Below are 21,501 nucleotides of genomic sequence, written 5' to 3'. Positions count from 1 at the left end.
CAGCGGCGGCATGCCTACCTCTGATCGTCGCCGTCCTTGCCGCCAAGGGCTGAATCTTCGCGCTTTGCGGCCTCGTTGACGAGCCGCAGGTATGGGTTGTCGGGCGGCTTCTCCTGGAACAGTGCATCCGGGCTGGCGAGCAGATAGCCGTGCAGCCGGCGCGACTTGCGCGGCCCCGTGACTTCGCAGGTCCAGATGTTCAGCCCGCTCGGCTGCTTGCGGTGCTGCCCGAGCTTCTCGAAGCGCTTCTGTGCCCACTGCCACCCCTCCAGCTTCTCCTGCTTGGCCAGCGCGGCGACTTGAAGGTGCTCCTGCGCGTAGCGCTGGAACACGCCGGGGCTGACGAGGTAGGCCGTGCCGGCGACGGTATGCACCAGCGCCTTGGCGTCGTTGATGATGAGCCTGCGCGTCTGGATCCCCTGACGCAGCCAGGCCATGAAGTGCGCCCCGGAGGGCTCCACGCGATCCTGGGCAGGCGCGAGGCTCATCTGCGGCGGGGGCACGGTCGAAGGGGCCGGCTCGGCGGCGGCAACAGGGCAACTCGGGGCCTCCAGTGCGACGGGCGGAGCGGCGTCGCCCGGCAGGTCGAGCAGCGCGGCCATGCCGGTGTCCGTCGCTGCGGATGCGATCGGCGCCGTGCTCGCGGGTGCAGCTTCGATGCCGTCCACGCGCGGCCCATCGGCCACGGCCGGCGCCTGCGGCGTCGGCTCCGCCCGTTCCGCTTCGACCTGCACACGGCCGGCGAACGGCGCCGGCCGGTCGGCGGCCTCCCAGATTATCGCCGGCGAGAGCTTCAGGAAGGTGAAGGCGTGCGACCAGCCAGCGTCGCTGGTGACGGCCGCCTTCCAGATCGCCTTGCCATCCGGCGTCGGTTGCACGATGCCGTGATCCTGCAGCACGTTGAACACCGCCGTGTTGCTCGCCGGGATGCCGTCGATGCCCTGCGACAGCAGATGTGCGCGCAGCTTGTCGGAGACGGTCTTGCTCACCAGCCAGAGTGCGTCCTGCGTCAGCCATCCATCCGCCGGGCCGGCCTGGTTCAACTTGAACTCCTCCTTGAGCAGGTAGCGCAAGCCGTCGAGCAATTTGCGCTGCAGCGCATGCCTGGGGGCCGCCAGCGCCTTGCCGGGATCGCCGCCGAGTTCCCGGGCGACCGATGCCTGGTCGGCCTGCACGACCAGCTCGCCGAGCGTGCCGGCATGCTCGTACTGGCCGGCCAGCACGTACAGCAGCGCGGCCCACAGGTCGGGATAGCCGCTCAGCCAGTCGAAGATGTCCGGATCGAGAAGGCGCGCGTAGAGCAGCCCGGTGGCGGCGCCGTGCAGGCGGTACTCGCGCGCCTTACGGTAACGAAAGCGGTAGGGCTTTCGCAGCGGGCCGTGCCAGGGATGCCAGACGCTGCCGTCGGCATGCTCGACGTGCAGATCGACCGCAATCTTGCCGATGTCGTGCAGCAGGGCCGCGTAGGCCGTGCCTGCGGTCCAGGCTTCGGCCTGGGCCGCCTGTGCCTCCGGCGTGGCGCCCGCGGGCAGCAGGTATGACTGCCGCAGCTTCAGCGCATAGGCGACGATCTCCAGGCCGTGGTCCAGCATGCCGCCCGGATAGGCGTGGTGGTGGTTCTCGGAGGCCGGGAACTGCTGGACCAGCTCGGCGTAGCGCTCCAGTGGGGCGAGGTAGAGCGTGGCGAACTGCCGGCGCGACAGCGACGTGCGCTGCCAGATGTGTTCCAGCAGTTTCTGCCGACGCGGCGTGGCCAGCAGCGATGCGGCCGATTCCGGCCGCGTCAGTCCCGTCGGCATGCCGGCGGACGATGGACCAGGACCAGGCGGCAGCCCTTTGCGTTGGAACAGCGCGAGCATGAAGTACCTGCGGTAGCGGCGGGAGCGGGGCCTTGTCGCCTTTTCGGGTAGGGCCTTTCCCCTTGGCCTCCCTTCCCTTGTCCCTTCCTGGCCCTTTGGCCTTTATCGGAAGCCTTTGGGTATAGGGCCGCTGCTGCGCGGGCGCCACGATGAATGCGGCATGGGGTACTCCCGGCAAGCCCCCCGAATCGATAAATGCCGGACCAGCCAGGCTACCGCGGCCAGCGGCGAACCCAGCGCCGCGGCGCCCAGGCCCTGATCCACGGCAACGCCGTCGATGCTCAGCAGCACGCCGACCAGGCGCAGGTCGTCGCAATCGGACAGCACCCGCGGCGCGCCCAGCAGGTAACGCGCCGCCGAGCTGTTGTCGGCGATGTTGTCGACCGATTTGAAGCGGTAGTCGCGGTAGCGGCTGTCGACCACCTCGATGGCCGGCAGCACGGCGGCGGTGGCGGCAGCCACCTGCTCGGGCGTCACCGTCTCGCCGTGCAGATCGCGCCCGAGCAGGATGGCGATTTCCGGCTCCACGCGCGGCTGGATCAACACGCCGGCCGCCAGGCGCGGCTCGGGCAGACGCATGTTCGCCAGCAGCACGCCGCTGTTGGGGTGATCCACGCCCATCTGCTGGCGCATGGCAGCGCTGGTGAAGCCGAGCTTGTAGCCTGCGCGCACGCCGCCGTGCAGGCGCAGCAGCTCGGCCTGGATGGCGTAGGCGTCGGCCTCGGTCAGATCGGGGTAAGTGTCGCTCAGCGGCGCGGTGGCCTGGGTCTGGCCTGCCGCCTGCCGTAACCGGGCGGCGAGCGTGGCAACCGTGTCGGTGGCGAGTGTCATGACCGGCTCCTGGGCAAGACGGGTTGGCGAGCATAACCGTGGCCGGCGAGGATCCGCCGTGGCGCTGGACACGCGCCGGCACTTGCGGCATACAGGGCGCGCCATGCGCCGTCTGCAACGCTTCCTGCTGTGTGTGCTGTGTGCCGCGCTGCCCTTGCGGGTCAGCGCGGAGGTGCTCGACGTTCCGGCGCCGTGCCCGATGTCGCCCCCGCAGTCGCAGGCGATGGCGCCGGCCACCGATGCCGCCACCGATATCGCCGGCATGGATGCCTGCTGTGAGCATGGCGACCAGGCCGGCGAGGCCGCGTGCAAGGCCGGGCAGGACTGCCCGTGCGGTGGCCCTGGCATTCCGGTGACTGCCGCTCGCGCCGTGCCGGGCCCGCGGCCTGCGCTGCGGGCGCTGCCCGTGCGCTTACTGGTGGCTGCCTGCCATCCCTACGCCGTCTGGCGACCCCCGACTCTGATCTGACTTCCTGACGATCTCGCGTGTCGCCGCTGCCCGTGCAGCGGCTCTCGTGCGGTCGGTGGGCGCGCTTGAACCGTGCCCACCGCTCGCCCGAATCGACCGGATTCGCTTGGAGTTGGAGCATGCACTCGCCTATTTCCCCTGCCGGCCGGTTCGGCCGCGCGGCGGCGCTTGCGCTGCTGGCCGGATGCGCCGGCCTGGCGGGCGCCGAGCCCTTGTCGTTCGCCCGCACGCTGGAGCTGGCAGTTAGCGAAACACCGGCGCTGCGCGCCGACGCGGCGCAGCTCGACGCCGCCCGCCACGGCGTGTTGCCGGCCGGGCAGTTGCCCGATCCGAAGCTCGTCCTGGGCCTGGACAACCTGCCGATAAACGGTCCCGACCGGTACCGGGTCGGCGAGGATTTCATGACCATGCGCCGGGTCGGGCTGATGCAGGAGTTTCCCAACCGGGCCAAGCGCCAGGCGCGCGTGGCGGTGGCGCAGGGCGAGGCCGCGGTTGCCGCAGCGCAGATCGCGATCACCCGCCAGCAGGTGCGCCAGCAGGCGGCCCTGGCCTGGATCGCCCGCCACACGGTGGAGCGGCAACTGGCGCGCATCGACGCCCTGCGCGCCGAAAACCGGCTGCTGGATGCTGGCGTGCGGGCACGGATTGCCGGTGGCGGTGGCACGGCGGCGGACGCCGTGGCGCCGCGCCAGGAAGCGGCCGCGATCGACGCCTTGCAGGATCGACTCGAAGCCCGGCGCGAGCAGGCCATCGCCGGCCTCGCGCGCTGGGTCGGCGAGTCGGCGCGCGAGCCGCTGGCCGGCGCCGCGCCCGACTGGTCGATCGACCGGGATGCGCTGCTGCGTCGCCTGCACGCGCATCCGGAGGTGGCCATGCTCGATGCGAGGGAGAGCATGGCCCAGGCCGCCATCGCCCAGGCGCAGGCGGCCAAGAAGTCCGACTGGGCGCTGGCGCTGGCGTATCAGCAGCGCGGCCGGCAGTTCAGCGACATGGCCACGCTGGAGCTGACCTTCGACCTGCCGCTGTTCACCGCCCGCCGTCAGGACCCGACCATTGCCGCCCGCCGCGCGCAGCGCGACGCCCTCGATGCCCAGCGCGAGGCCACGCTGCGCGAACACGCCGCGGAGCTGGATGCTGATCTGGCCGAGTACCGTCGGCTGGACAAGGCGCTCGCGCGCCAGAACCGGGTGTTGCTGCCCCTGGCGGCGGAAAAGATTGCGTTGGCCAGCGCTGCCTGGCGCGGTGGGCGGGGCAGCCTCGCCGACCTTGTCGCCGCCCGCCGCGAGCGCATCGCCGCAGAACTTGAGGTCATAGCCCTGGAAGGCAAGCGCCAACAGGTGGCCGCACGGCTGCATTACGCCTACACCGACACCGTGCCCGGGGAGCTGCCATGAAATCGCCACGAACCGTTTTGCTGGTGCTCGCGGTGGCGGTCGCCGGCGTCACCGGCGGTGTGCTGGCGGGCCGCTGGTCGGCGTCGCGCACGGCCGAGCCCGCGGTCGTTGCCGTCCCGGCAGGCAGTGCGGCAGGCACGGAACGCAAGGTGCTGTACTGGTACGACCCCATGTACCCGCAGCAGCGTTTCGATCAACCGGGCAAGTCGCCCTTCATGGACATGCAGCTGGTGCCGCGCTACGCCGACGAGGCGACCGACCAGTCCGACAAGCAAGCCGGCGTGAAGATCGATCCGGCCATCGTTCAGAACCTGGGCATGCGGCTGGCCATGGTGCAGCGCGTGCCTGTGAGTACGCGCGTCGAGGCCAGTGGCATCGTCGGCCTGAACGAGCGCGCGGTGGCGGTGGTGCAAAGCCGCGCCGCGGGCTTCGTGGAGCGGGTGTGGCCGCTGGCGCCGGGCGATGTGATCGCGGCCGGGCAAGCGCTGGCGCAGCTGCGGGTGCCCGCATGGACGGCGGCGCAGCACGAATTCATCGCCGTGCGCGGCGCGGGTGATGCCGGCCTGCTGGCGGCGGCGCGCGAGCGGCTGCTGTCGCTCGGCATGACGCTGGCGCAGGTGCGCGCGCTGGAGCGCGGCGGTGCCGCGCAGGCGCGCCATACGCTGCGCGCGCCCATCGGCGGGGTGCTGGAAGCGCTCGACGTGCGCGCCGGCATGACCCTGACCGCCGGCCAGACGCTGGCGCGCATCAACGGGCTCGACCCGGTGTGGCTGGACGTGGCGGTGCCGCAGGCGCAGGCGGGGCAGGTGACGGTCGGTGCCCGCGCCGAGGCCGAGCTTGCCGCCACACCGGGGCAGCCGATCATCGGGCGCGTGAGCGCGCTGCTGCCGACCCTGAACGAGGCCACGCGCAGCCTGCGGGTGCGGGTCGAGCTGCCCAACGCCGATGGCAGGCTGCGGCCCGGCCAGTCGGCGCAGGTGCAGCTGGTCGGCGACGGCGCGGACACGGCGCTCGCGGTGCCGACCGAGGCGGTGATCCGCACTGGTCGGCGGGCGCTGGTGATGGTAGCGAGCGACGGCGGACGTTACCGGCCGCAGGAAGTCACCCTTGGCCCGGAGCTGGGCGACAAAACGGTGATCCGCGCCGGCCTGGACGAGGGCCAGCAAGTCGTTGCCAGCGGCCAGTTCCTGGTCGATTCGGAAGCCAGCCTGCTCGGCATCGGCGTTGGCCCGGCTGCGGACCGGCCAGTGGCTGCGCCACACAGCGGGCATGTTCAGGGGGATGGGGCGGGGGCCGCGCCGTGATCGCCCGCGTCATCCGCTGGTCCGTGGCCAACCGCTTTCTGGTTTTGCTGGCGACGCTGCTGGTCACCGCCTGGGGCATCTGGGCCCTGCGCAGCACGCCCATCGACGCCCTGCCGGACCTGTCCGACGTGCAGGTCATCGTGCGCACCGCGTATCCCGGCCAGGCGCCGCGGGTGGTGGAGGATCAGGTCACCTATCCGCTGACCACCACCCTGCTGTCGGTGCCGGGGGCGAAGACGGTGCGCGGTTTCTCGTTCTTTGGCGACAGCTACGTCTACGTGCTGTTCGAGGACGGCACTGATCTTTACTGGGCGCGCTCGCGGGTGCTGGAGTACCTGAGCCAGGTGCAGTCGCGCCTGCCGCCGGGTGCCCGACCGGCGCTGGGGCCGGATGCCACCGGCGTCGGCTGGATTTACCAGTACGCGCTGGTCGACAAAAGTGGCCGGCACGACCTGTCGCAACTGCGCGCCCTGCAGGACTGGTTTTTGCGCTTCGAGCTGAAAACCCTGCCCAACGTGGCCGAGGTGGCGAGCATAGGCGGTATGGTCAGGCAGTACCAGATCGTGCCCGATCCGGTGAAGCTGGCGGCGCTGGGCATCACTCACCAGGCGCTGCGCGCCGCCATCGAGGGCGCCAACCAGGAGACCGGCGGCGCCGTGCTGACGCTGGGCGAGGCTGAATTCATGGTGCGCGCCAGCGGCTACCTGAAGACGCTGGAGGATTTTCGCGCCATCCCGCTGCAGCTCGTCGGCGGCGTGCCGGTCACCCTGGGCGACGTGGCGCAGGTTCAGCTCGGCCCGGAAATGCGCCGCGGCGTGGCGGAACTCGACGGCGAGGGCGAAGTCGTCGGCGGCGTGGTGATTCTGCGTTCCGGCAAGGACGTGCGCAGCACGCTGACCGCCGTACACAAAAAGATCGATGAACTGCGCACCGGCCTGCCGCCGGGCATCCAGATCGTCACCACCTACGACCGCAGCGGTCTGATCGATCGCGCGGTGGACAACCTCAGCCGCAAGCTGGTGGAGGAATTCATCGTCGTCGCGCTGGTGTGCGGCGTGTTCCTGTGGCATCTGCGCTCGGCCGGCGTGGCCATCGTGGCGCTGCCGCTGGGCGTGCTGATCGCCTTCGGCGTCATGCGCCAGCAGGGCCTGAGCGCCAACATCATGTCCCTGGGCGGCATCGCGATTGCCATCGGCGCCATGGTCGATGCCGCCATCGTGATGATCGAGAACGCGCACAAGAAGATCGAGGCCTGGCAGCACGCGCATCCGCGGCAGACACTGGCTGGCGAGGCGCGCTGGCAGGTGATGACCGAGGCCGCTGCCGAGGTCGGCCCGGCGCTGTTTTTCTCGCTGCTGATCATCACCGTGTCGTTTCTGCCGGTGTTCCTGCTGCAGGCGCAGGAGGGCCGGCTGTTCGGGCCGCTGGCCTTCACTAAAACCTTCGCCATGGCCGCCGCGGCCGGGCTGTCGGTAACGCTGGTGCCGGTGCTGATGGGCTACTGGATTCGCGGCCGGCTGCCGGACGAGACCCGCAATCCCCTGAACCGTGTGCTGATCAGGCTCTATCGGCCGCTGCTCGAAGCCGTTCTGGCCTGGCCGAAGCTCACGCTGGCGGTGGCCGGTTTGATCTTTCTGACCACGCTGTGGCCGCTGGCCCGTCTGGGCGGCGAATTCCTGCCGCCGCTGGACGAGGGCGACCTGCTGTACATGCCAAGCGCCCTGCCGGGGCTGTCGGCGCAGAAGGCGAGTGAGCTTTTGCAGCAGACCGACCGCCTGATCAAAACCGTGCCGGAGGTGGCGCGCGTTTTCGGCAAGGCCGGCCGCGCCGATACCGCCACCGACCCGGCGCCGCTGGAGATGTTCGAGACCACCGTACAGTTCAAGCCGCGCGATCAGTGGCGGCCCGGCATGACGCCGGAAACATTGCAGGCCGAGCTGGACCGCGTGGTGCGGGTGCCGGGCCTGGCCAATATCTGGATCCCGCCCATCCGCAACCGTCTGGACATGCTGGCCACCGGCATCAAGAGCCCGATCGGGGTCAAGATCGCCGGCAACGACCTGGCCGCCATCGACCGGGTGGCGCAGCAGGTCGAGCGCGTCGCCAAGACGGTGCCGGGCGTGAGCTCTGCGCTGGCCGAGCGCCTCACCGGCGGGCGCTATGTGGATATCGACATCGACCGTGCCGCCGCTGCCCGCTACGGCCTGAACATCGCCGATGTGCAGTCGGTGGTGGCCGGCCTGATCGGCGGCGAGACCATCGGCGAGGTCGTCGACGGCCGCGCGCGCTACCCGATCAACCTGCGCTACCCGCGCGCCTGGCGGGGCACCGTGCAGCGCCTGCGCGAACTGCCCTTCGTCACCCCGGCCGGCAGCCAGATCACCCTGGGGATGGTCGCCCGCGTCGAGGTCGCCGACGGGCCGGCCATGCTCAGGAGCGAGAACGCGCGTCCCGGTGGCTGGGTCTACATCGATGCCCATGGCCGCGACCTGGCCGCGGTGGTCGGCGATCTGCGGCGCGCCATCGGGCGGGACGTGCAGCTCGACCCGGGCATGAGCCTGGTCTATTCGGGGCAGTTCGAGTTCCTGGAACGCGCCAACGCCCGCCTCAGGCTGGTGGTGCCGGCGACGCTGGGGGTCATCTTCGTGCTGCTGTACCTGAGCTTTGGCCGCGGCGGCGAAGCGCTGCTGATCATGGCCACCCTGCCGTTCGCCCTCACAGGCGGCGTGTGGTTCCTGTACCTGCTCGGCTACAACCTGTCGGTGGCCACCGGCGTCGGCTTCATCGCACTGGCCGGGGTTGCCACGGAATTTGGCGTGATCATGCTGCTGTACCTGAAAAACGCCTGGCGCGAGCGCCTGCAGCGGGGCAAATCGAGCGAAGCGGACCTGTGCGATGCCATCCGCGAGGGCGCCGTGCTGCGCGTGCGGCCCAAGGCCATGACCGTGGCGGTGATCGTCGCCGGCCTGCTGCCGATTTTTTGGGGCGAGGGCACCGGCAGCGAGATCATGCGCCGCATCGCCGCGCCCATGGTGGGCGGCATGCTGACGGCGCCGCTGCTGTCCCTGTTCGTGATCCCGGCCGCCTACCGGCTACTGCATCGCCGTGATCCCCGCCCCTCAACCTCACCTGGACTGTCCGCCGTGGAGGAATCGCCATGACCGTGAACGAACTGGCCCGCGCCGCCGGTGTGGGCCCCGGCAAGGTGCGTTACTACGCCCGTCGCGGACTGCTGCCGGCGCGGCGCGAGCCGAGCAACGGCTACCGCAGCTTCGAAACCGCAGCCCTGGCAAGGCTGCGTTTCATCGCCGGCGGGCGGGCGCTCGGCTTTTCGCTCAAGGAGCTCGGCCGGTCCCTGGCGCAGGCCGACGCCGGCCGCTCGCCCTGCCCGCAGGTGCGCGTCTTGCTGGACGAACGCATCGCCGCCGTGGCCGCGCAACGCCGGGCGCTGGAGCGCGAGGAGGCGCGCCTGAACGCGATCGTCGCGCAGTGGGCGGCGCTGTCCGACGGGGTGCCGGATGAGCAGCGGGTATGCCCGCTGATCGAGGTCGCCCGCAGCACTTGACCTGTCATCGGGTCACAGCTTCCAGACTGTGCAATATGGCGATGTTTACCGCTGCCGCCGGCCGGGCGCCCCGCCGGAACCGTCCCGACTGCTGTCGCGGTGCACGCCGGCGCAGGCGTTCCGGGTGCTCGGGGGCATGAGGCGATCCTGCCAGGTCCGCCGAACAGGCGGTAACGGCGAGCACCCCTACGCCACGCACGACCACCACGCACATCGATCGAAGGCCAACACGCATGCGATACAAGCACCCCGATGAAACACGCCGCCGCCTGATGGGCGGCGCAGCCGCGGCCGGCTTGCTGGCCGGCGTGGATGCACTGCTGCCGGTCTGGGCGCGTTCGCCGACCAGCGCGGCCGGCGCCGTCCGTCCGCCAGCCGCGGGGGCGGTGCAGTTCGACCTGACCGTGGCCCGCCAGCGCATCGACATCGCCGGCAAATCGGCCTGGGCGCATACGCTCAACGGCACCGTGCCCGGGCCGCTGATCGAACTGCACGAAGGCCGGGAAGCGCTGCTGCGCGTCCACAACCGGCTGGACGAGGACGCCTCCATCCACTGGCACGGCATCCTGTTGCCGTTCGAGCTGGACGGCGTGCCGGGCGTGACCTTTCCCGGCATAAGGCCCGGCGAGACCTTCGAGGCGCGTTTCCCGGTACGCCAGGCCGGCACGTACTGGTACCACAGTCATTCCGGGCTGCAGGAACAGACCGGCGTGTACGGTCCGCTGGTGATCCACCCCGCCGGCGGTTATCAGGACGCCTTCGACCGCGATTACGTGGTGATGCTGTCGGACTGGACCTTCGAGGACCCGATGGCGGTGCTCGCCAAGCTCAAGAAGCAAAGCCACTACTACAACTTTCAGGAAACGACCCTGCCGCAGGTGATCGCCGCCGGCACGCCGGCCTGGCGCGACTGGCTGGCCTGGGCCGGCATGCGCATGAGCCCGACCGACATCGCCGACGTGACCGGCCACACCTACACCTATCTGATGAACGGCCAGCACCCGGACGGCAACTGGACCGGCCTGTTTCGTCCCGGCGAGCGGGTGCGGCTGCGCTTCATCAACGGCTCGGCCATGAGCTATTTCAACATTCGCATTCCCGGCCTGCCGATGATCGTGGTGCAGGCCGACGGCCAGGACGTGCAGCCGGTGCAGACCGACGAGCTGCAGATCGCTGTGGCTGAGACCTACGACGTGATCGTCACGCCGACCGAGGATCGCGCCTACACCGTGTTTGCCGAGTCCATGGACCGCAGCGGCTACGCCCGCGGCACGCTGGCGCCGCGGGCGGGCATGGCCGCGGCGGTGCCGGCACTGCGCAAGCGGCCGCTGCGCAGCATGGTGGACATGGGCATGGACCATGCCGGGGGTCATGGCGGTCATGCCGGCCACGACGGCGCGGTGCAGCCGGACGGTAGTGCTGCTCACGCCGGCCACGGCGCGGGCGCAGTGGATCATGCGGCGATGGGCCATGCGATGCCCGCCTCGCAACCCGCTGCCGCGAATCACTCCGCGCATACCGCTGCGGCGCCAGCCAGCGCCAAAACCGGTCGGGAGCGGGCCGCGCCAGGGTCAGTGGTCGCGACCCACGACGCCGATACACATGGCGTCGGCAACGTCGCCGTGGCGCAGGTCCAGCGCGACCGCACGGCCGAACCGGGCACCGGCCTTGCCGACGTGGATCACCGCGTGCTGGTCTATGCGGACCTGCGCAGCCGCGCGCCGGGCCACGATGCGCGCGCACCGCAGCGCGACATCGAGCTGCACCTGACCGGCCACATGGAACGCTACATGTGGTCCTTCGACGGCAAGAAGTTGTCCGAGGTGACGGGGCCGATCGAAATGCGCCACGGCGAGCGGCTGCGCATCGTGCTGGTCAACGACACCATGATGGAGCACCCCATCCATCTGCACGGCATGTTCGTGGAGCTGGACAACGGCGCCGGTGCGTACCGGCCGCGCAAGCATACGGTCAGCGTCAAGCCGGCCGAGCGCATGAGCCTGCTGCTGACCGCCGACGAACCCGGCCGCTGGGCCTTTCACTGTCACCTGCTGTACCACATGCACATGGGCATGATGCGTGTGGTGCAGGTCGTGTGAGGGACTATCGATGAAAACGCTGCACACCCTGCTGGCACTTGCCCTCGCCGCGAGCGCCTTGCCCGCCGGCGCCGCCGATGCCGGCGCGCATGCGATGCCGATCGACTGGCAGCACGTGCACGAGGACAGCCACCCGTTCGGCTTTGCCCTCATCGACCGCCTGGAATACCGCGACGACGAAGGTCCGAATCACCTGCTGTGGGACGCGCAGGGCTGGTATGGCGGCGACTACAACCGCCTGTGGCTGAAGACAGAGGGTGAAAGCCCGGTCTCGGACAGCAATGGCGAGTTCGAAGGGCAGGCGCTCTACGGCCGCCTGGTGGCGCCGTACTGGGACCTGCAGGCCGGCGTGCGCTACGACCGCACCTTCGGCAGCGGGCCGGACCGCGACCGCGCCTTCGGCGTGCTGGGCGTGCAGGGCCTGGCGCCGTACCGCTTCGAGACCGATCTTGCATTGTTCGTGAGCGAGGACGGCGACCTGAGCGCGAGCGCCGAGCTCGAGTACGAGCTGCTGCTCACCCAGCGCCTGATCCTGCAGCCGCGCGTCGAGATCAACGCCGCCGCGCAGCAGGTGAAAAGCTGGGGCGTCGGCAGCGGCCTGAACGATCTGCAACTGGGCCTGCGCCTGCGCTACGAGATCCGCCGCCAGTTCGCGCCTTATGTCGGCATCGAGTGGGTGAAGAAATTCGGCGACAGCGCCGACTTCGCCCGTGCCGACGGGCAGGACACCGGCAACCTGGCCCTGCTGGCCGGCCTGCGAATGTGGTTTTGAGCGGCGGCAACCGGCCGTGCGCCGGGCGGCAGCGGCGGGGCCGCTACGGCAGCTGCAGGCGCCCCACGGCGATCGGCGCGCGCTCCAGCGACACCAGCCGCAGTTCCTCGCCGTAGCGCAGCAGGCCGCCCAGGCGCTGTTGCTCGACCTGTTCCAGCGGCTTGGCGTAGGGGCTGGATTTGGCGCCGATCGCCGCCACGGCGTCCTTGGCGACCTTCATCAGTGCGTCCTGCACCGCCTTCAGGTCGGCGTCGTCGGTGACCACCAGTTCCGCCCGCTGCTCGCCATTGGACGTGCGCGCCAGTGCCTCGTAGACCTCGCCCCGGTAACCGGCCACGGTCTCCTGGCGCCCCAGCGGACGCACGCTGACGTCGGTCGGCACGTCGGAGGTGGCCTCACCCAGCAGACCGGCGAGGAAGGTGTCGGCGCCGACGGCGCGAATCTGGCGCGATATCTTGTCGACGTCGATCACCTGCCCCTCGGCAACCGCATACAGGCGCCCGTCCAGCATCAGCTGGTAATTCTGGCCATCCGTGCCGATGCGAAAGTTCGCCGCGTCGCGGTATTCGACCCGCAGCGGATCGCCGCCGGCCATCGCATACACGGCGGTGATGTCGGCGAAGGCCGGGGCAGCCAGCAGCGCAGCCGCGGCGAAGATCAGTTTGCGCACCATTCGATCGTTCCTCTTCCAAAAAAATCAAAACCTTACCCGCACGCGGTAGGCCAGCGTTTGACCGCCACCGGCCGGCACCGTCACGCGCCAGCGGGCGGTGTGGGCGTCGGCCTTGTCCTGCGGCAGGTTGCTTTGCAGCACCTGCCAGTCGCCGGGGACCGGTTCCAGCACGGTTACGGTCACCGGCGTCGTCTTGGCGTTCTTGAGCTCGATCTTGTAAGCGCTCTCGAACTGCGGCCGGTCGTCCTTGCCCACCGCCAGCGCCTTGAAGTCGGTTTGCGTCTTGCGGGCGCTGACGTCGAAGGCATCACCGAGCTTGATCTGCGCGGTTTCGTTCTGCGGCGTGTGGTCGATGCGATCCTCGCCGACGAACTGCACGCCACCGCTCGCATCACGCTGATACACGCGCACCACGCCGGCCGGCAGCGGCAGGCCCAGGCCGGAGCTCTTCGCATTGTCCAGATGCAGCACCACCGCCACCTTCAGCGCGCGGCCGATCTCGCCGGCCTGCGCGGCGTAGTAGTACTCGGCGCCGGCGAGCCGATATTCCTTGCTCACCTTTGCCGACGGGGCGCTCAGCAGCGCTACCTGCTTGGTCTGCTGGTCGGCCAGCGTGGTCGGGCGGCCCAGCGTGTAGAGGTGATAGTCGAGCAGGGATTCTTCCTGCATGGCGCCGGCATCGGCCTTGGTCGCCATCTGTTCCATCACCATGTCGCGGTGAAAGGGCGGCCGCACCAGGTTCACGTCGCCGGCCACCAGTTGCAGGCGGGCGTCGCGATAGGCCGTGCCGCTGCGGTTGGTCAGCGTGACCCAGCCGGACAGGGCCAGATTCTTCTCGTCGGCCGCGAGTTCCGCCACGTAATCGGCCTGCCAGCTCAGGCCCCCGGTCAGGTAGGAGAGCTCCAGCGCGCGCTGCCCGGCACCGGCGCTGTCCAGGCTCACTGCCAGCGTGGGGCGGTCGCGCAGGGTGTCCGGCACGGCGTCGAACACCAGCCGGCCCGGCAGGCCGGTTTCGATGCGATCGCCGATCCGCAGCACCACGCCATCGCTGGCCGCCAGCACGGTGGCGGTCTCGCTGCTGTCGGCACCGCTGGTCGGGTTCGTGCGCAGCACGCGCACCTGGCGGCCGACGTATTTTTCCAGCAGCTTGGCCGGCGTCAGCAGATCGAAGTCGAAATTCTGTTCCAGCAGCGTGATCGGCTTGCCGTCGGCCACGCGCAGCAGAGCCGTTTCCGGGCGCATCTGCGCGCTCACGTCGCGCAGTTCGAGCACGCTTTGCCCGGCCGGCAGCTCGACCTGGCGGGTATCCTTCACCAGCGCCAGGTCGCCGTTGTAGACGGTGACCGCGAGCGCTTTCTGATCCTCCAGCGTACTGCGCAGCGGCGCCGCCTGCGCCAGCCCGACCACCAGCGCCAGTGCCCACAACCGATGCCTCATGACCGATCCTCCGTGGCCGCGCCGCGGCTGGTGTTGCTGAACAAACCCTATGACGTGCTGTGCCAGTTCACGGACGCGCAAGGCCGGCCGACGCTCGCCGGCTGCCTGCCGCTGCCGGGCCTGTACCCGGCCGGGCGGTTGGACCGCGACTCGGAAGGCCTGTTGCTGCTGACCGGCGACGGGCTGCTGCAAAAGCGCATCGCCGATCCGGCGCACAAGTTGCCCAAGACTTATCTGGTGCAGGTCGAGGGCATCCCGGACGACACCGCCCTGCAGGCGCTGCGCGACGGCGTGCAGCTCAATGACGGCCCGACCCGGCCGGCGCAGGCGCGACTCGCACCCGAACCGGCTGATCTTTGGCCCCGTGACCCGCCGATCCGCCAGCGTCTGCACATCCCGACCGCCTGGCTGGAGCTGACCCTCACCGAGGGCCGCAACCGTCAGGTGCGACGCATGACGGCCGCCGTCGGCCACCCGACGCTGCGCCTGATCCGCGTCGCCATCGGTGCGCTGCGCCTGGATGGCCTGGCACCGGGCCAGTGGCGAGCGGCCACGGCGCAGGAACTGGCGACGCTCGGCCATGGTCAGGCGCCGGCCAGAACGCCGCCCAGCGCGGCGTCCAGATCGCGCAAGAACGCCTCACGCTCGCGGTAGACAATGCCGGTCACGCCCAGTGCCGCCGCGCGCGCCACGTTGTCCGGGTTGTCGTCGATGAAAAGCACGTTGTCGGCCGGCACGATCCTGCTCACTCGGCGATCAACTGGAAATTGCCGTGTCCGGCGGCCACCGGCCGCGCCGCGTCGGCCTGCCAGGCCTCAACCCGCACCGTCGCCACCGCCCGGCCGATGCGCACGGCCGTGGCACGCAGGTACAGATCGCGCGACAAGGCTGGCCGCAGGTAGTCGACCGTGAAGTCGACCGTGGTGGCGGCCGACGCGCCCTGCTCCAGCAACAAGCCACGCGCCGCACACTCCAGCGCCGCCGCCACCACCCCGCCGTGCAGGGCGCCGATGCGGTAGTTGCCGACCAGATCGCCCCGAAACGGCAGGCGCAGCACGTCGTCTGCGAACCACTCGAGCCCCAAATAAGCCGCGTACGGCAGGGCGGCCAGCACATCGACCGCCGCGACCACCGGCTCAGACATTGCCCAGGGTCTCCAGGTCATGCAGCGGCTGGCTGTGCGGCTTCAGAAAAAACACGCCGCTGACGGTGGCGAACGGCGGCCCGGGCTGCTCGGCATCCCCGCAGTCGGCCACGCCCCGGATGTGCGCCTGGCGCCCTTCCAGGCGCAGGCATTCGACCCGCGCGAACACATCCCGGCCTGCCGCGGGCGCCGTGATGAATTCCACGCGCAGACTCAGCGTCGAGAAATCGGTTGCACGCTCAAGGCTGCAGAACACCGCCACGCCGCCGGCGTTGTCCAGCAGTGCCGACACCGCGCCGCCGGCAAGGCCGCCGTGGCCATCGGCAAGCGACTGCTGAAACGGCAGGCGCAGCACGCAGCGCCCCGCGGCGACCTCAACCATGTCCATGCCCAGCGCCGCGCTGTGCGGAATCCGGGTGATGTAATCGCGCCGATGTTCGGCGCTGCTCTCCAGATAGCGGTACAGCATGGCATTCGGTCGGGCGGGAAATGCCGGCCAGTATACTGACCGCCCCCTCCCGCTCCCCGCAGACCTGCCATGCCCATCGCCCGTTATCCCACCCGTCCGGTGCGTATCGGCCGCATCACCATCGGTGCCGATCATCCGGTCGCCGTGCAAAGCATGTGCGCCACCAAGACGCAGGACGTCGCCGCCACCGTGGCGCAGGCCAACGACCTGGTCGCCGCCGGCGCCGGCGTGGTGCGCATTGCGGTAGACACGCCAAAAGACGCCGACGCACTGCCCGCCATCCGCGCGCAGACCGAGGCCAACCTGTCGATCGACCTGCAGGAGAACTACCGCATGGCCGAACGGGTGGCGCCGCACGTGGACAAGATCCGCTACAACCCCGGCCACCTCTACCACCACGAGAAGCACAAGCCCTGGCAGGACAAGGTGCGCTACCTGGCCGACATCGCGGCGCGCCACGACTGCGCGCTGCGCGTGGGCGTGAACGCCGGCTCGCTGGACCCGGCGCGGGCGGCCCTGTTCGACGCGCACGACTCGATCTCGCCGATGCTGCTCAGCGCCGCCGAGCACTGCGAGTTGCTCGACAGCATCGGCTTCACCCGCTACTGCGTGTCGCTGAAAGACTCCGACCCGGCCAAGGTGGTGGAGCTGAACAAACGCTTCGCCGCGCAACGCCCTGACGTGCCGCTGCACCTTGGCGTGACCGAAGCCGGCCTGCCGCCGGACGGCATCATCAAGACGCGCATCGCCTTCGAGCAACTGATCGGCGCCGGCATCGGCGACACCATCCGCGTGTCACTGACCCTGCCCAACGCCCGCAAGGCCGAGGAAGTCACCGCCGGTCAGCAGATCCTGGCCGACATCGCCGCCGGCCGGGTGCGCTCGGTGGTGGATTTCGGCAAGGGCCTGAACATCATCTCCTGCCCCAGTTGCTCGCGGGTGCAGAACGAGGCCTTCGTGGACTTGGCCGAGCAGGTGCGCGAGCTGACCACGTATGCCAAGGACCACCACCTGACCATCGCCGTCATGGGCTGCCGGGTCAACGGCCCGGGCGAGACCGACGACGCCGACCTTGGCCTGTGGTGCGGCCCGAAGCAGGTCAACTTCAAGCGCCGCGGCGAACTGGTCGGCAGCTTCGGCTACGACGAAATTTTGCCTCGGCTGAAGACCGAGCTGGACGCGCTGATTGCGGCCGAGCGCGCTTGACCGCATGCCCTGTTTTCAGGGCTCCCGCTAAACCTCGCGGCGATGGCCTACCTTGACGATTTCGACGACCACCTCGCCGTCAAGCACGGTATACAGGATTCGGTAGTCGCCCTGGCGCAGGCGGTAGCGTTCCTGCGCCGAGAGCTTTTCTGAGCCAGCCGGACGCGGGTCTTCGCGCAGCGTCTCGATACGCGGCAGGATGCGCCGCAGGTCCACCGACGGGATGCCGCGCAGATCCTTCGCTACGGAGGGCTTGAACCTCAGTTCATAACGTGCCATCGGCCTTGAGCTGAGCCAGGAAATCTTCGTAGTTAAGAGTCTTTTCCCCAGCGCGCTCGGCGAAGGCGGCCAGATCCTCCTGATCTTCGCGCAACGCATTGCGAATGGCGTCGTTCACGATCTGCGACATGGTGCGATGGGCGGTGGCAGCCTTCAGGCGCAGCGCTCGATGCAGCGCCGGGTCCAGGTAAAGAGTGGAACGAATAGCGTCGCTGCTCATGGAAGCCTCCGAAAACGGCAAAGCGTCGGAATGTTGTAACGTTGTGGCGCAGAACACAAGCGCGCGGGCGAGCGCCGCCGCAACACGCTGGCCAACATGGCGCGCCTGCTCGGGCGGATGCGTGGGGCAACTGGCTGCTGCGACGGGTGTTCGACCTGTCGCAGCGGCTCCTGGGACAGCCTGATTCCGTCGGTCGACACTTGGGTGCGCCACTTGCACCTCCGGGGAGGCGGTGTTTCACCCCTGGTACGAGTTCACCGCCGGCTACTGGGCCTGGCGCGAGCGGCCAAACGTACTGTTCCTGACCTACAACGAGCTGCAGGACGATCCGGCCGGCACCATCCGGCGCATGGCGGACCTGATGGGCGTGAGCCTGACCGAGACCGAGGCACAGCGCGTGCAGCGCCTGAGCTCGTTCGAACACATGAAGGCCATCGACCACAAGTTCTATCCGGGCGAGGTGTCGCCCTTCGCCCGGCCGGGTGGGCAGATGATCCGCAGCGGCAAGAAGGGCAACTCCGGCGAGATGCTGACGCCCGCCCAGCAGGCGCACATCGACGCCTGGTGCAAGGCGGGACTGGCGAAACTCGGCAGCGATTTTCCTTACGACCGGTATTTCGGTTAGGGAAACGCTGAAGTATTCAGTGTTTCCCGCGGCGCAGGGACGCGCTGCCAAAATCGGTGGCTGCAAGCCACTGATTTTGTGAGCAGGATCTGGGGAGGGTTTTCCCCTCGCTTGTCGGGCCGAACTGTCGATTACGCCGTCAGCTGTGCCCGTAGGAGCGGGCCATGCCCGCGACCGCAACGACGCGATCAGTCGCAACCGTGCGCCAGTCCGAAAACGCGGCGGTCGCGGGCATGGCCCGCTCCTACAAAATCATCGGATTTGACGGCTCGTAAAAGCCGGATCACGGAATCAGCAGCAGCTTGCCGCTGGTAGCGCGACTGGCCAGCAGCTCGTGCGCCTGGGCGGCCTGCGCCAGCGGCAGGCGCCGGTCGATGTGCAGGCTGACCCGGCCGTCGGTCAGCCAGGCGAACAGGTCGCGCGAGCGGGCGGCCAGCTCGTCGGCATCGGCGATGTAATCAAACAGACTCGGGCGGGTCAGGAACAGCGAGCCTTTCTGCAGCAGCAGCAGCGGACTGATCGGCTCCACCGGGCCGCTCGACTGGCCGAACAGCACCATCGTGCCGCGCCGGCGCAGCACCTCGAAGCCTTTCAGGAAGGTGCTGGCACCGACCGAGTCGTAGACCGCGTGCACGCCCGCACCGCCGGTCAGGCGGCGGGTTTCGGCCACGAAATCGTCCTTCGAGTACAGGATCACGGCGTCGGCGCCGCGGGCGCGGGCGGTCTGTGCCTTGGCCTCGGTCGACACCGTGGCGATCACCCGCGCGCCGCGCAGCTTGGCCATCTGCACCAGCATCTGTCCGGCGCCACCGGCGGCGGCGTGGATCAGCACGGTGTCGCCCGGTTGGATGGCGTACACGCTGTGGGTCAGCGCATGGGCGGTCAGGCCCTGCAGCATGGCGGCGGCGGCCAGCTCCAGGTCCAGCCCGTCCGGCACCGGCACCACACGGTCCTGCGGCAGGCAGGTGAATTGCGCGTAGGCGGCCGTGGCGTTCGGGTAGGCCACGCGGTCGCCGGGCTTATAACGCGTCACGCCGGCGCCCACGGCATCCACGGTCCCGGCGCCTTCCAGGCCGGGATGGAAGGGCAGCGGCTGCGGGTAAAAACCGGTGCGCTGGTAGATGTCGATGAAGTTGACGCCGCAGGCGGCGTTTTTGACCCGCAGCTCGCCCGGGCCCGGTTCGGGCAACGGCCGCTCGACCAGGCGCAGGACTTCCGGGCCGCCGGCGATGGTGACTTCGATGGCTTGCATGGTGTTCATCGGCGATGCAGGTCGTAGTACTCGCGGTTCGGCTCCATGCCAGTGGCGGCGGCCAGGCGGTTGGTCATGTTGAAGAACGCCGTCACCTCGGCAATGTCCCAGATGTCGCGCTCGCTGAAGCCCTGCTCGCGAAGCAGGTCGCGGTCGGCGTCCTCGATGCACTCGGGCGCCTGCGTGAGGCGCTCGACGAATTCCAGCATGGCCCGCTGGCGGTCCGGCAGCCCGGCGGCGCGAAAATTCATGGCCAGCGTGTCGGCCAGCGGCGGATCGCCGGTCAGCCGGCGCAGCGTGGCGCCGTGGCTGGTCAGGCAGTAGTGGCAGCGGTTCAGGGACGACACCACCACCGCGATCATCTCGCGCTCGGCCTTGGTCAGACCCGAGTCGCTCCCCATCAGGCCGTCGCGCATGGCGATGAAATTGGCCAGCCGGTCGGGCGCGTGCGCGTAACCGCGCAGCACGTTGGGCACGAAGCCCAGGCGTTCTTTGGCGGTCGCGTACTGGGCCGCCAGATCCTGGGGCAGCGGGGCCGGCTCGGCCAGCCCCAGCGCCATCAGTTTGTCCTTCGCCATGTCTCCTCCGGGAGCGCCGGCCGCGGGCCGGCTTGAAAGCAGGTGTGATCGGCGCCATCTTGTGGCTTGCTCCCCCACCGATCAAGTGCCATGCTCGCGCTGCCGATTCTTGCCATCACCTTTGATCTGGACGACACGCTGTGGGCTATCGACCCGGTCATCGAGCGCGCCGAGCAGCGCATGCACGCCTGGCTCGCCGAGCATTACCCGCGCCTGCCCGAGCGCTATTCGGTGACGGCGCTGCGCACGCTGCGGGACGACATGCTGGGCCTGCGGCCGGATCTGGCACATGATCTCAGCGCCCTGCGGCTTGAATCCCTGGCGATGGCCGCGCAGCGCTGCGGCTATGGCCGCGACGTGGCCGAAGGCGCGTTCGGGGTCATGTTGCAGGCCCGCAACGAAGTCGAGCTGTTCGCGGACGTGTTGCCGGTGCTGAGCGAGCTGTCGGGCCGCCTCACGCTGGGTGGCCTCACCAACGGCAATGCCGATATCGCGCTGGTTGGCCTGGACGGCCTGCTGCGGTTCTGTACGTCGGCGCGTGAGGTCGGCGTCGCCAAGCCGCATCCGGGTATTTTCGAGGCCGCCAGCAGTGCCGCGGGCGCGCCGCCGAATCAGGTGCTGCATGTGGGCGATGACCCGCAGCGCGACGTTCACGGCGCCCGCGCCGCCGGCATGCGCACGGTGTGGGTGAATCGCAACGGCCAGACCTGGCCGGGCGGCCCGCAGGCCGACGCCGAAATCAGCGACCTGTTTGGCCTGCTCGATCTGCTGGAGCAGGGACTGGTCTGAGCCGCCCCGTTACCGGTGCCTGACCGAACCGGCGACCCTCCCTATAATCCGCATTCAATCCATCCGCAGAGCAACAGCCCCATGGCGGTCCGCAAGAAACGCATCTACAAGGTCATCTTCCACAACCAGGGCAAGCTGTATGAACTGCATGCCACGGAAGTCGGCCAGGGCGGAATGTTTGGCTTCATAGAGGTCGGCGGCTTTGTGTTCGGCGAAAAAAGCGGCCTGCTGATCGATCCGTCGGAAGAGCGCCTGAAAGCCGAGTTCGAACACGTCAAGACCACCTTCATCCCGCTGCACGCCGTGGTGCGTATCGACGAGGTGGACAAGGAAGGGGTGAACAAGATCAGCAGCCTCGCGGACGACGCCAAGGTGGCGTATCTGCCGTCGCCCATTTACACGCCGGGCGGGCGCAGCAAGGACTGAGCCGATTCAGATGTCCGCTGGGGAAGCGCTGAGAAATCCATCCTGGATTTCTCAGCGCCCGCCACGGAGAAAAACCTGGGTGGGAGCGCAACTGTGTTGCGCGATGATCG

The 21,501-nt window shown here is 69.3% G+C and carries 23 protein-coding genes; 12 read left to right on the top strand and 11 right to left on the bottom strand.

Translation table 11 applies throughout. The annotated features are described in order from the left end of the window. Positions 1 to 14: 14 nt before the first annotated feature. Together mobH and PG2T_RS08005 are read right to left on the bottom strand one after the other, a co-directional pair. Positions 15 to 1,859, bottom strand: a complete 1,845-nt coding sequence (gene mobH / locus PG2T_RS08010) for a MobH family relaxase (RefSeq protein WP_068804053.1) — start codon at positions 1,857 to 1,859, stop codon at positions 15 to 17. A gap of 102 nt (positions 1,860 to 1,961) precedes the next feature. Then, a complete protein-coding gene (locus tag PG2T_RS08005; protein WP_068804051.1) occupies positions 1,962 to 2,690 on the bottom strand; it encodes a 2-keto-4-pentenoate hydratase in 729 nt (242 codons plus the stop codon). A gap of 103 nt (positions 2,691 to 2,793) precedes the next feature. Between PG2T_RS08005 and PG2T_RS08000 the strand changes: the two genes are divergently transcribed. The 7 genes from PG2T_RS08000 (at position 2,794) to PG2T_RS07970 (ending at position 12,293) form a co-directional block, all read left to right on the top strand. Continuing rightward, positions 2,794 to 3,159, top strand: coding sequence for a hypothetical protein (locus PG2T_RS08000; protein WP_145931045.1), 366 nt, complete (start codon positions 2,794 to 2,796; stop codon positions 3,157 to 3,159). A 119-nt stretch (positions 3,160 to 3,278) separates the two neighbouring features. Next, positions 3,279 to 4,553, top strand: a complete 1,275-nt coding sequence (locus tag PG2T_RS07995) for a TolC family protein (RefSeq protein WP_068804047.1) — start codon at positions 3,279 to 3,281, stop codon at positions 4,551 to 4,553. After that, complete coding sequence (locus PG2T_RS07990) at positions 4,550 to 5,857, top strand: efflux RND transporter periplasmic adaptor subunit (RefSeq protein WP_068804045.1); 1,308 nt, start codon at positions 4,550 to 4,552, stop codon at positions 5,855 to 5,857. The genes PG2T_RS07995 and PG2T_RS07990 overlap by 4 nt, the downstream gene beginning before the upstream one ends. Next, complete coding sequence (locus PG2T_RS07985; protein ID WP_068804043.1) at positions 5,854 to 9,018, top strand: efflux RND transporter permease subunit; 3,165 nt, start codon at positions 5,854 to 5,856, stop codon at positions 9,016 to 9,018. The genes PG2T_RS07990 and PG2T_RS07985 overlap by 4 nt, the downstream gene beginning before the upstream one ends. Further along, positions 9,015 to 9,422, top strand: a complete 408-nt coding sequence (locus tag PG2T_RS07980; RefSeq protein WP_068804041.1) for a MerR family transcriptional regulator — start codon at positions 9,015 to 9,017, stop codon at positions 9,420 to 9,422. The genes PG2T_RS07985 and PG2T_RS07980 overlap by 4 nt, the downstream gene beginning before the upstream one ends. 233 nt (positions 9,423 to 9,655) lie before the next feature. After that, entirely contained in the window at positions 9,656 to 11,521 is a 1,866-nt protein-coding gene (locus PG2T_RS07975; RefSeq protein WP_068804039.1) for a copper resistance system multicopper oxidase, read from the top strand. 10 nt (positions 11,522 to 11,531) lie between these two features. After that, positions 11,532 to 12,293, top strand: a complete 762-nt coding sequence (locus PG2T_RS07970; protein WP_068804037.1) for a copper resistance protein B — start codon at positions 11,532 to 11,534, stop codon at positions 12,291 to 12,293. Between the two features lie 43 nt (positions 12,294 to 12,336). On the opposite strand, the gene PG2T_RS07965 is transcribed toward PG2T_RS07970, so the two are convergent. After that, complete coding sequence (locus tag PG2T_RS07965) at positions 12,337 to 12,966, bottom strand: hypothetical protein (protein ID WP_068804035.1); 630 nt, start codon at positions 12,964 to 12,966, stop codon at positions 12,337 to 12,339. 24 nt (positions 12,967 to 12,990) lie between these two features. Then, positions 12,991 to 14,403, bottom strand: a complete 1,413-nt coding sequence (locus PG2T_RS07960; RefSeq protein ID WP_068804033.1) for a DUF4139 domain-containing protein — start codon at positions 14,401 to 14,403, stop codon at positions 12,991 to 12,993. Here PG2T_RS07960 and PG2T_RS07955 point away from each other — a divergent pair. Then, positions 14,395 to 15,057, top strand: coding sequence for a pseudouridine synthase (locus PG2T_RS07955; RefSeq protein ID WP_068804031.1), 663 nt, complete (start codon positions 14,395 to 14,397; stop codon positions 15,055 to 15,057). The genes PG2T_RS07960 and PG2T_RS07955 overlap by 9 nt on opposite strands. Here the strand turns inward: PG2T_RS07955 and PG2T_RS16245 are convergent. From PG2T_RS16245 to PG2T_RS07945, 3 genes are read right to left on the bottom strand one after another with little or no spacing between them, the layout of a single operon-like run. Continuing rightward, positions 14,988 to 15,152: a hypothetical protein gene (locus PG2T_RS16245; protein WP_158513166.1), complete on the bottom strand. Its 165-nt coding sequence runs from the start codon at positions 15,150 to 15,152 to the stop codon at positions 14,988 to 14,990. The two genes, PG2T_RS07955 and PG2T_RS16245, sit on opposite strands and share 70 nt — an antisense overlap. Next, positions 15,149 to 15,547, bottom strand: coding sequence for a PaaI family thioesterase (locus PG2T_RS07950; protein WP_068804029.1), 399 nt, complete (start codon positions 15,545 to 15,547; stop codon positions 15,149 to 15,151). Before PG2T_RS07950 ends, PG2T_RS16245 begins: the two co-directional genes overlap by 4 nt. Further along, positions 15,540 to 16,016: a PaaI family thioesterase gene (locus tag PG2T_RS07945; protein WP_068804027.1), complete on the bottom strand. Its 477-nt coding sequence runs from the start codon at positions 16,014 to 16,016 to the stop codon at positions 15,540 to 15,542. Before PG2T_RS07945 ends, PG2T_RS07950 begins: the two co-directional genes overlap by 8 nt. A gap of 69 nt (positions 16,017 to 16,085) precedes the next feature. Here PG2T_RS07945 and PG2T_RS07940 point away from each other — a divergent pair, with 69 nt between their 5' ends. Next, positions 16,086 to 17,222, top strand: a complete 1,137-nt coding sequence (locus tag PG2T_RS07940) for a flavodoxin/ferredoxin-dependent (E)-4-hydroxy-3-methylbut-2-enyl-diphosphate synthase (RefSeq protein WP_068804025.1) — start codon at positions 16,086 to 16,088, stop codon at positions 17,220 to 17,222. 27 nt (positions 17,223 to 17,249) lie between these two features. Here the strand turns inward: PG2T_RS07940 and PG2T_RS07935 are convergent, their stop codons facing one another. Continuing rightward, positions 17,250 to 17,501, bottom strand: coding sequence for a type II toxin-antitoxin system RelE family toxin (locus tag PG2T_RS07935; protein ID WP_068804023.1), 252 nt, complete (start codon positions 17,499 to 17,501; stop codon positions 17,250 to 17,252). Next, positions 17,488 to 17,721 (bottom strand): CopG family transcriptional regulator, encoded by a 234-nt coding sequence (locus tag PG2T_RS07930; RefSeq protein ID WP_068804021.1) that lies wholly within the window; start codon positions 17,719 to 17,721, stop codon positions 17,488 to 17,490. Before PG2T_RS07930 ends, PG2T_RS07935 begins: the two co-directional genes overlap by 14 nt. Positions 17,722 to 17,953: 232 nt before the next feature. Here PG2T_RS07930 and PG2T_RS07925 point away from each other — a divergent pair, with 232 nt between their 5' ends. Next, positions 17,954 to 18,346, top strand: coding sequence for a sulfotransferase domain-containing protein (locus tag PG2T_RS07925; protein ID WP_068804019.1), 393 nt, complete (start codon positions 17,954 to 17,956; stop codon positions 18,344 to 18,346). Positions 18,347 to 18,629: 283 nt separating this feature from the next. On the opposite strand, the gene PG2T_RS07920 is transcribed toward PG2T_RS07925, so the two are convergent. After that, positions 18,630 to 19,598 carry a quinone oxidoreductase family protein gene (locus PG2T_RS07920; protein WP_068807973.1) on the bottom strand — a complete coding sequence of 323 codons (969 nt, stop codon included), beginning with the start codon at positions 19,596 to 19,598 and terminating at the stop codon, positions 18,630 to 18,632. Positions 19,599 to 19,603: 5 nt separating this feature from the next. After that, positions 19,604 to 20,176: a peroxidase-related enzyme gene (locus tag PG2T_RS07915; protein ID WP_068804017.1), complete on the bottom strand. Its 573-nt coding sequence runs from the start codon at positions 20,174 to 20,176 to the stop codon at positions 19,604 to 19,606. A gap of 90 nt (positions 20,177 to 20,266) precedes the next feature. On the opposite strand from PG2T_RS07915, the gene PG2T_RS07910 reads away from it, so the two are divergent. Both PG2T_RS07910 and PG2T_RS07905 read left to right on the top strand, forming a co-directional pair. Next, a complete protein-coding gene (locus PG2T_RS07910) occupies positions 20,267 to 20,965 on the top strand; it encodes an HAD family hydrolase (protein WP_083214828.1) in 699 nt (232 codons plus the stop codon). 81 nt (positions 20,966 to 21,046) lie between these two features. Further along, positions 21,047 to 21,391: a DUF1820 family protein gene (locus PG2T_RS07905; protein WP_068804015.1), complete on the top strand. Its 345-nt coding sequence runs from the start codon at positions 21,047 to 21,049 to the stop codon at positions 21,389 to 21,391. The last annotated feature ends 110 nt before the right edge of the window (positions 21,392 to 21,501 follow it).

The sequence above is a fragment of the Immundisolibacter cernigliae genome, assembly GCF_001697225.1.
Classification (GTDB): Bacteria; Pseudomonadota; Gammaproteobacteria; order Immundisolibacterales; family Immundisolibacteraceae; genus Immundisolibacter; species Immundisolibacter cernigliae.
The sequence above is the reverse complement of the archived record's forward strand: the minus strand, read 5'-3'. Positions and strand labels throughout refer to the sequence as shown.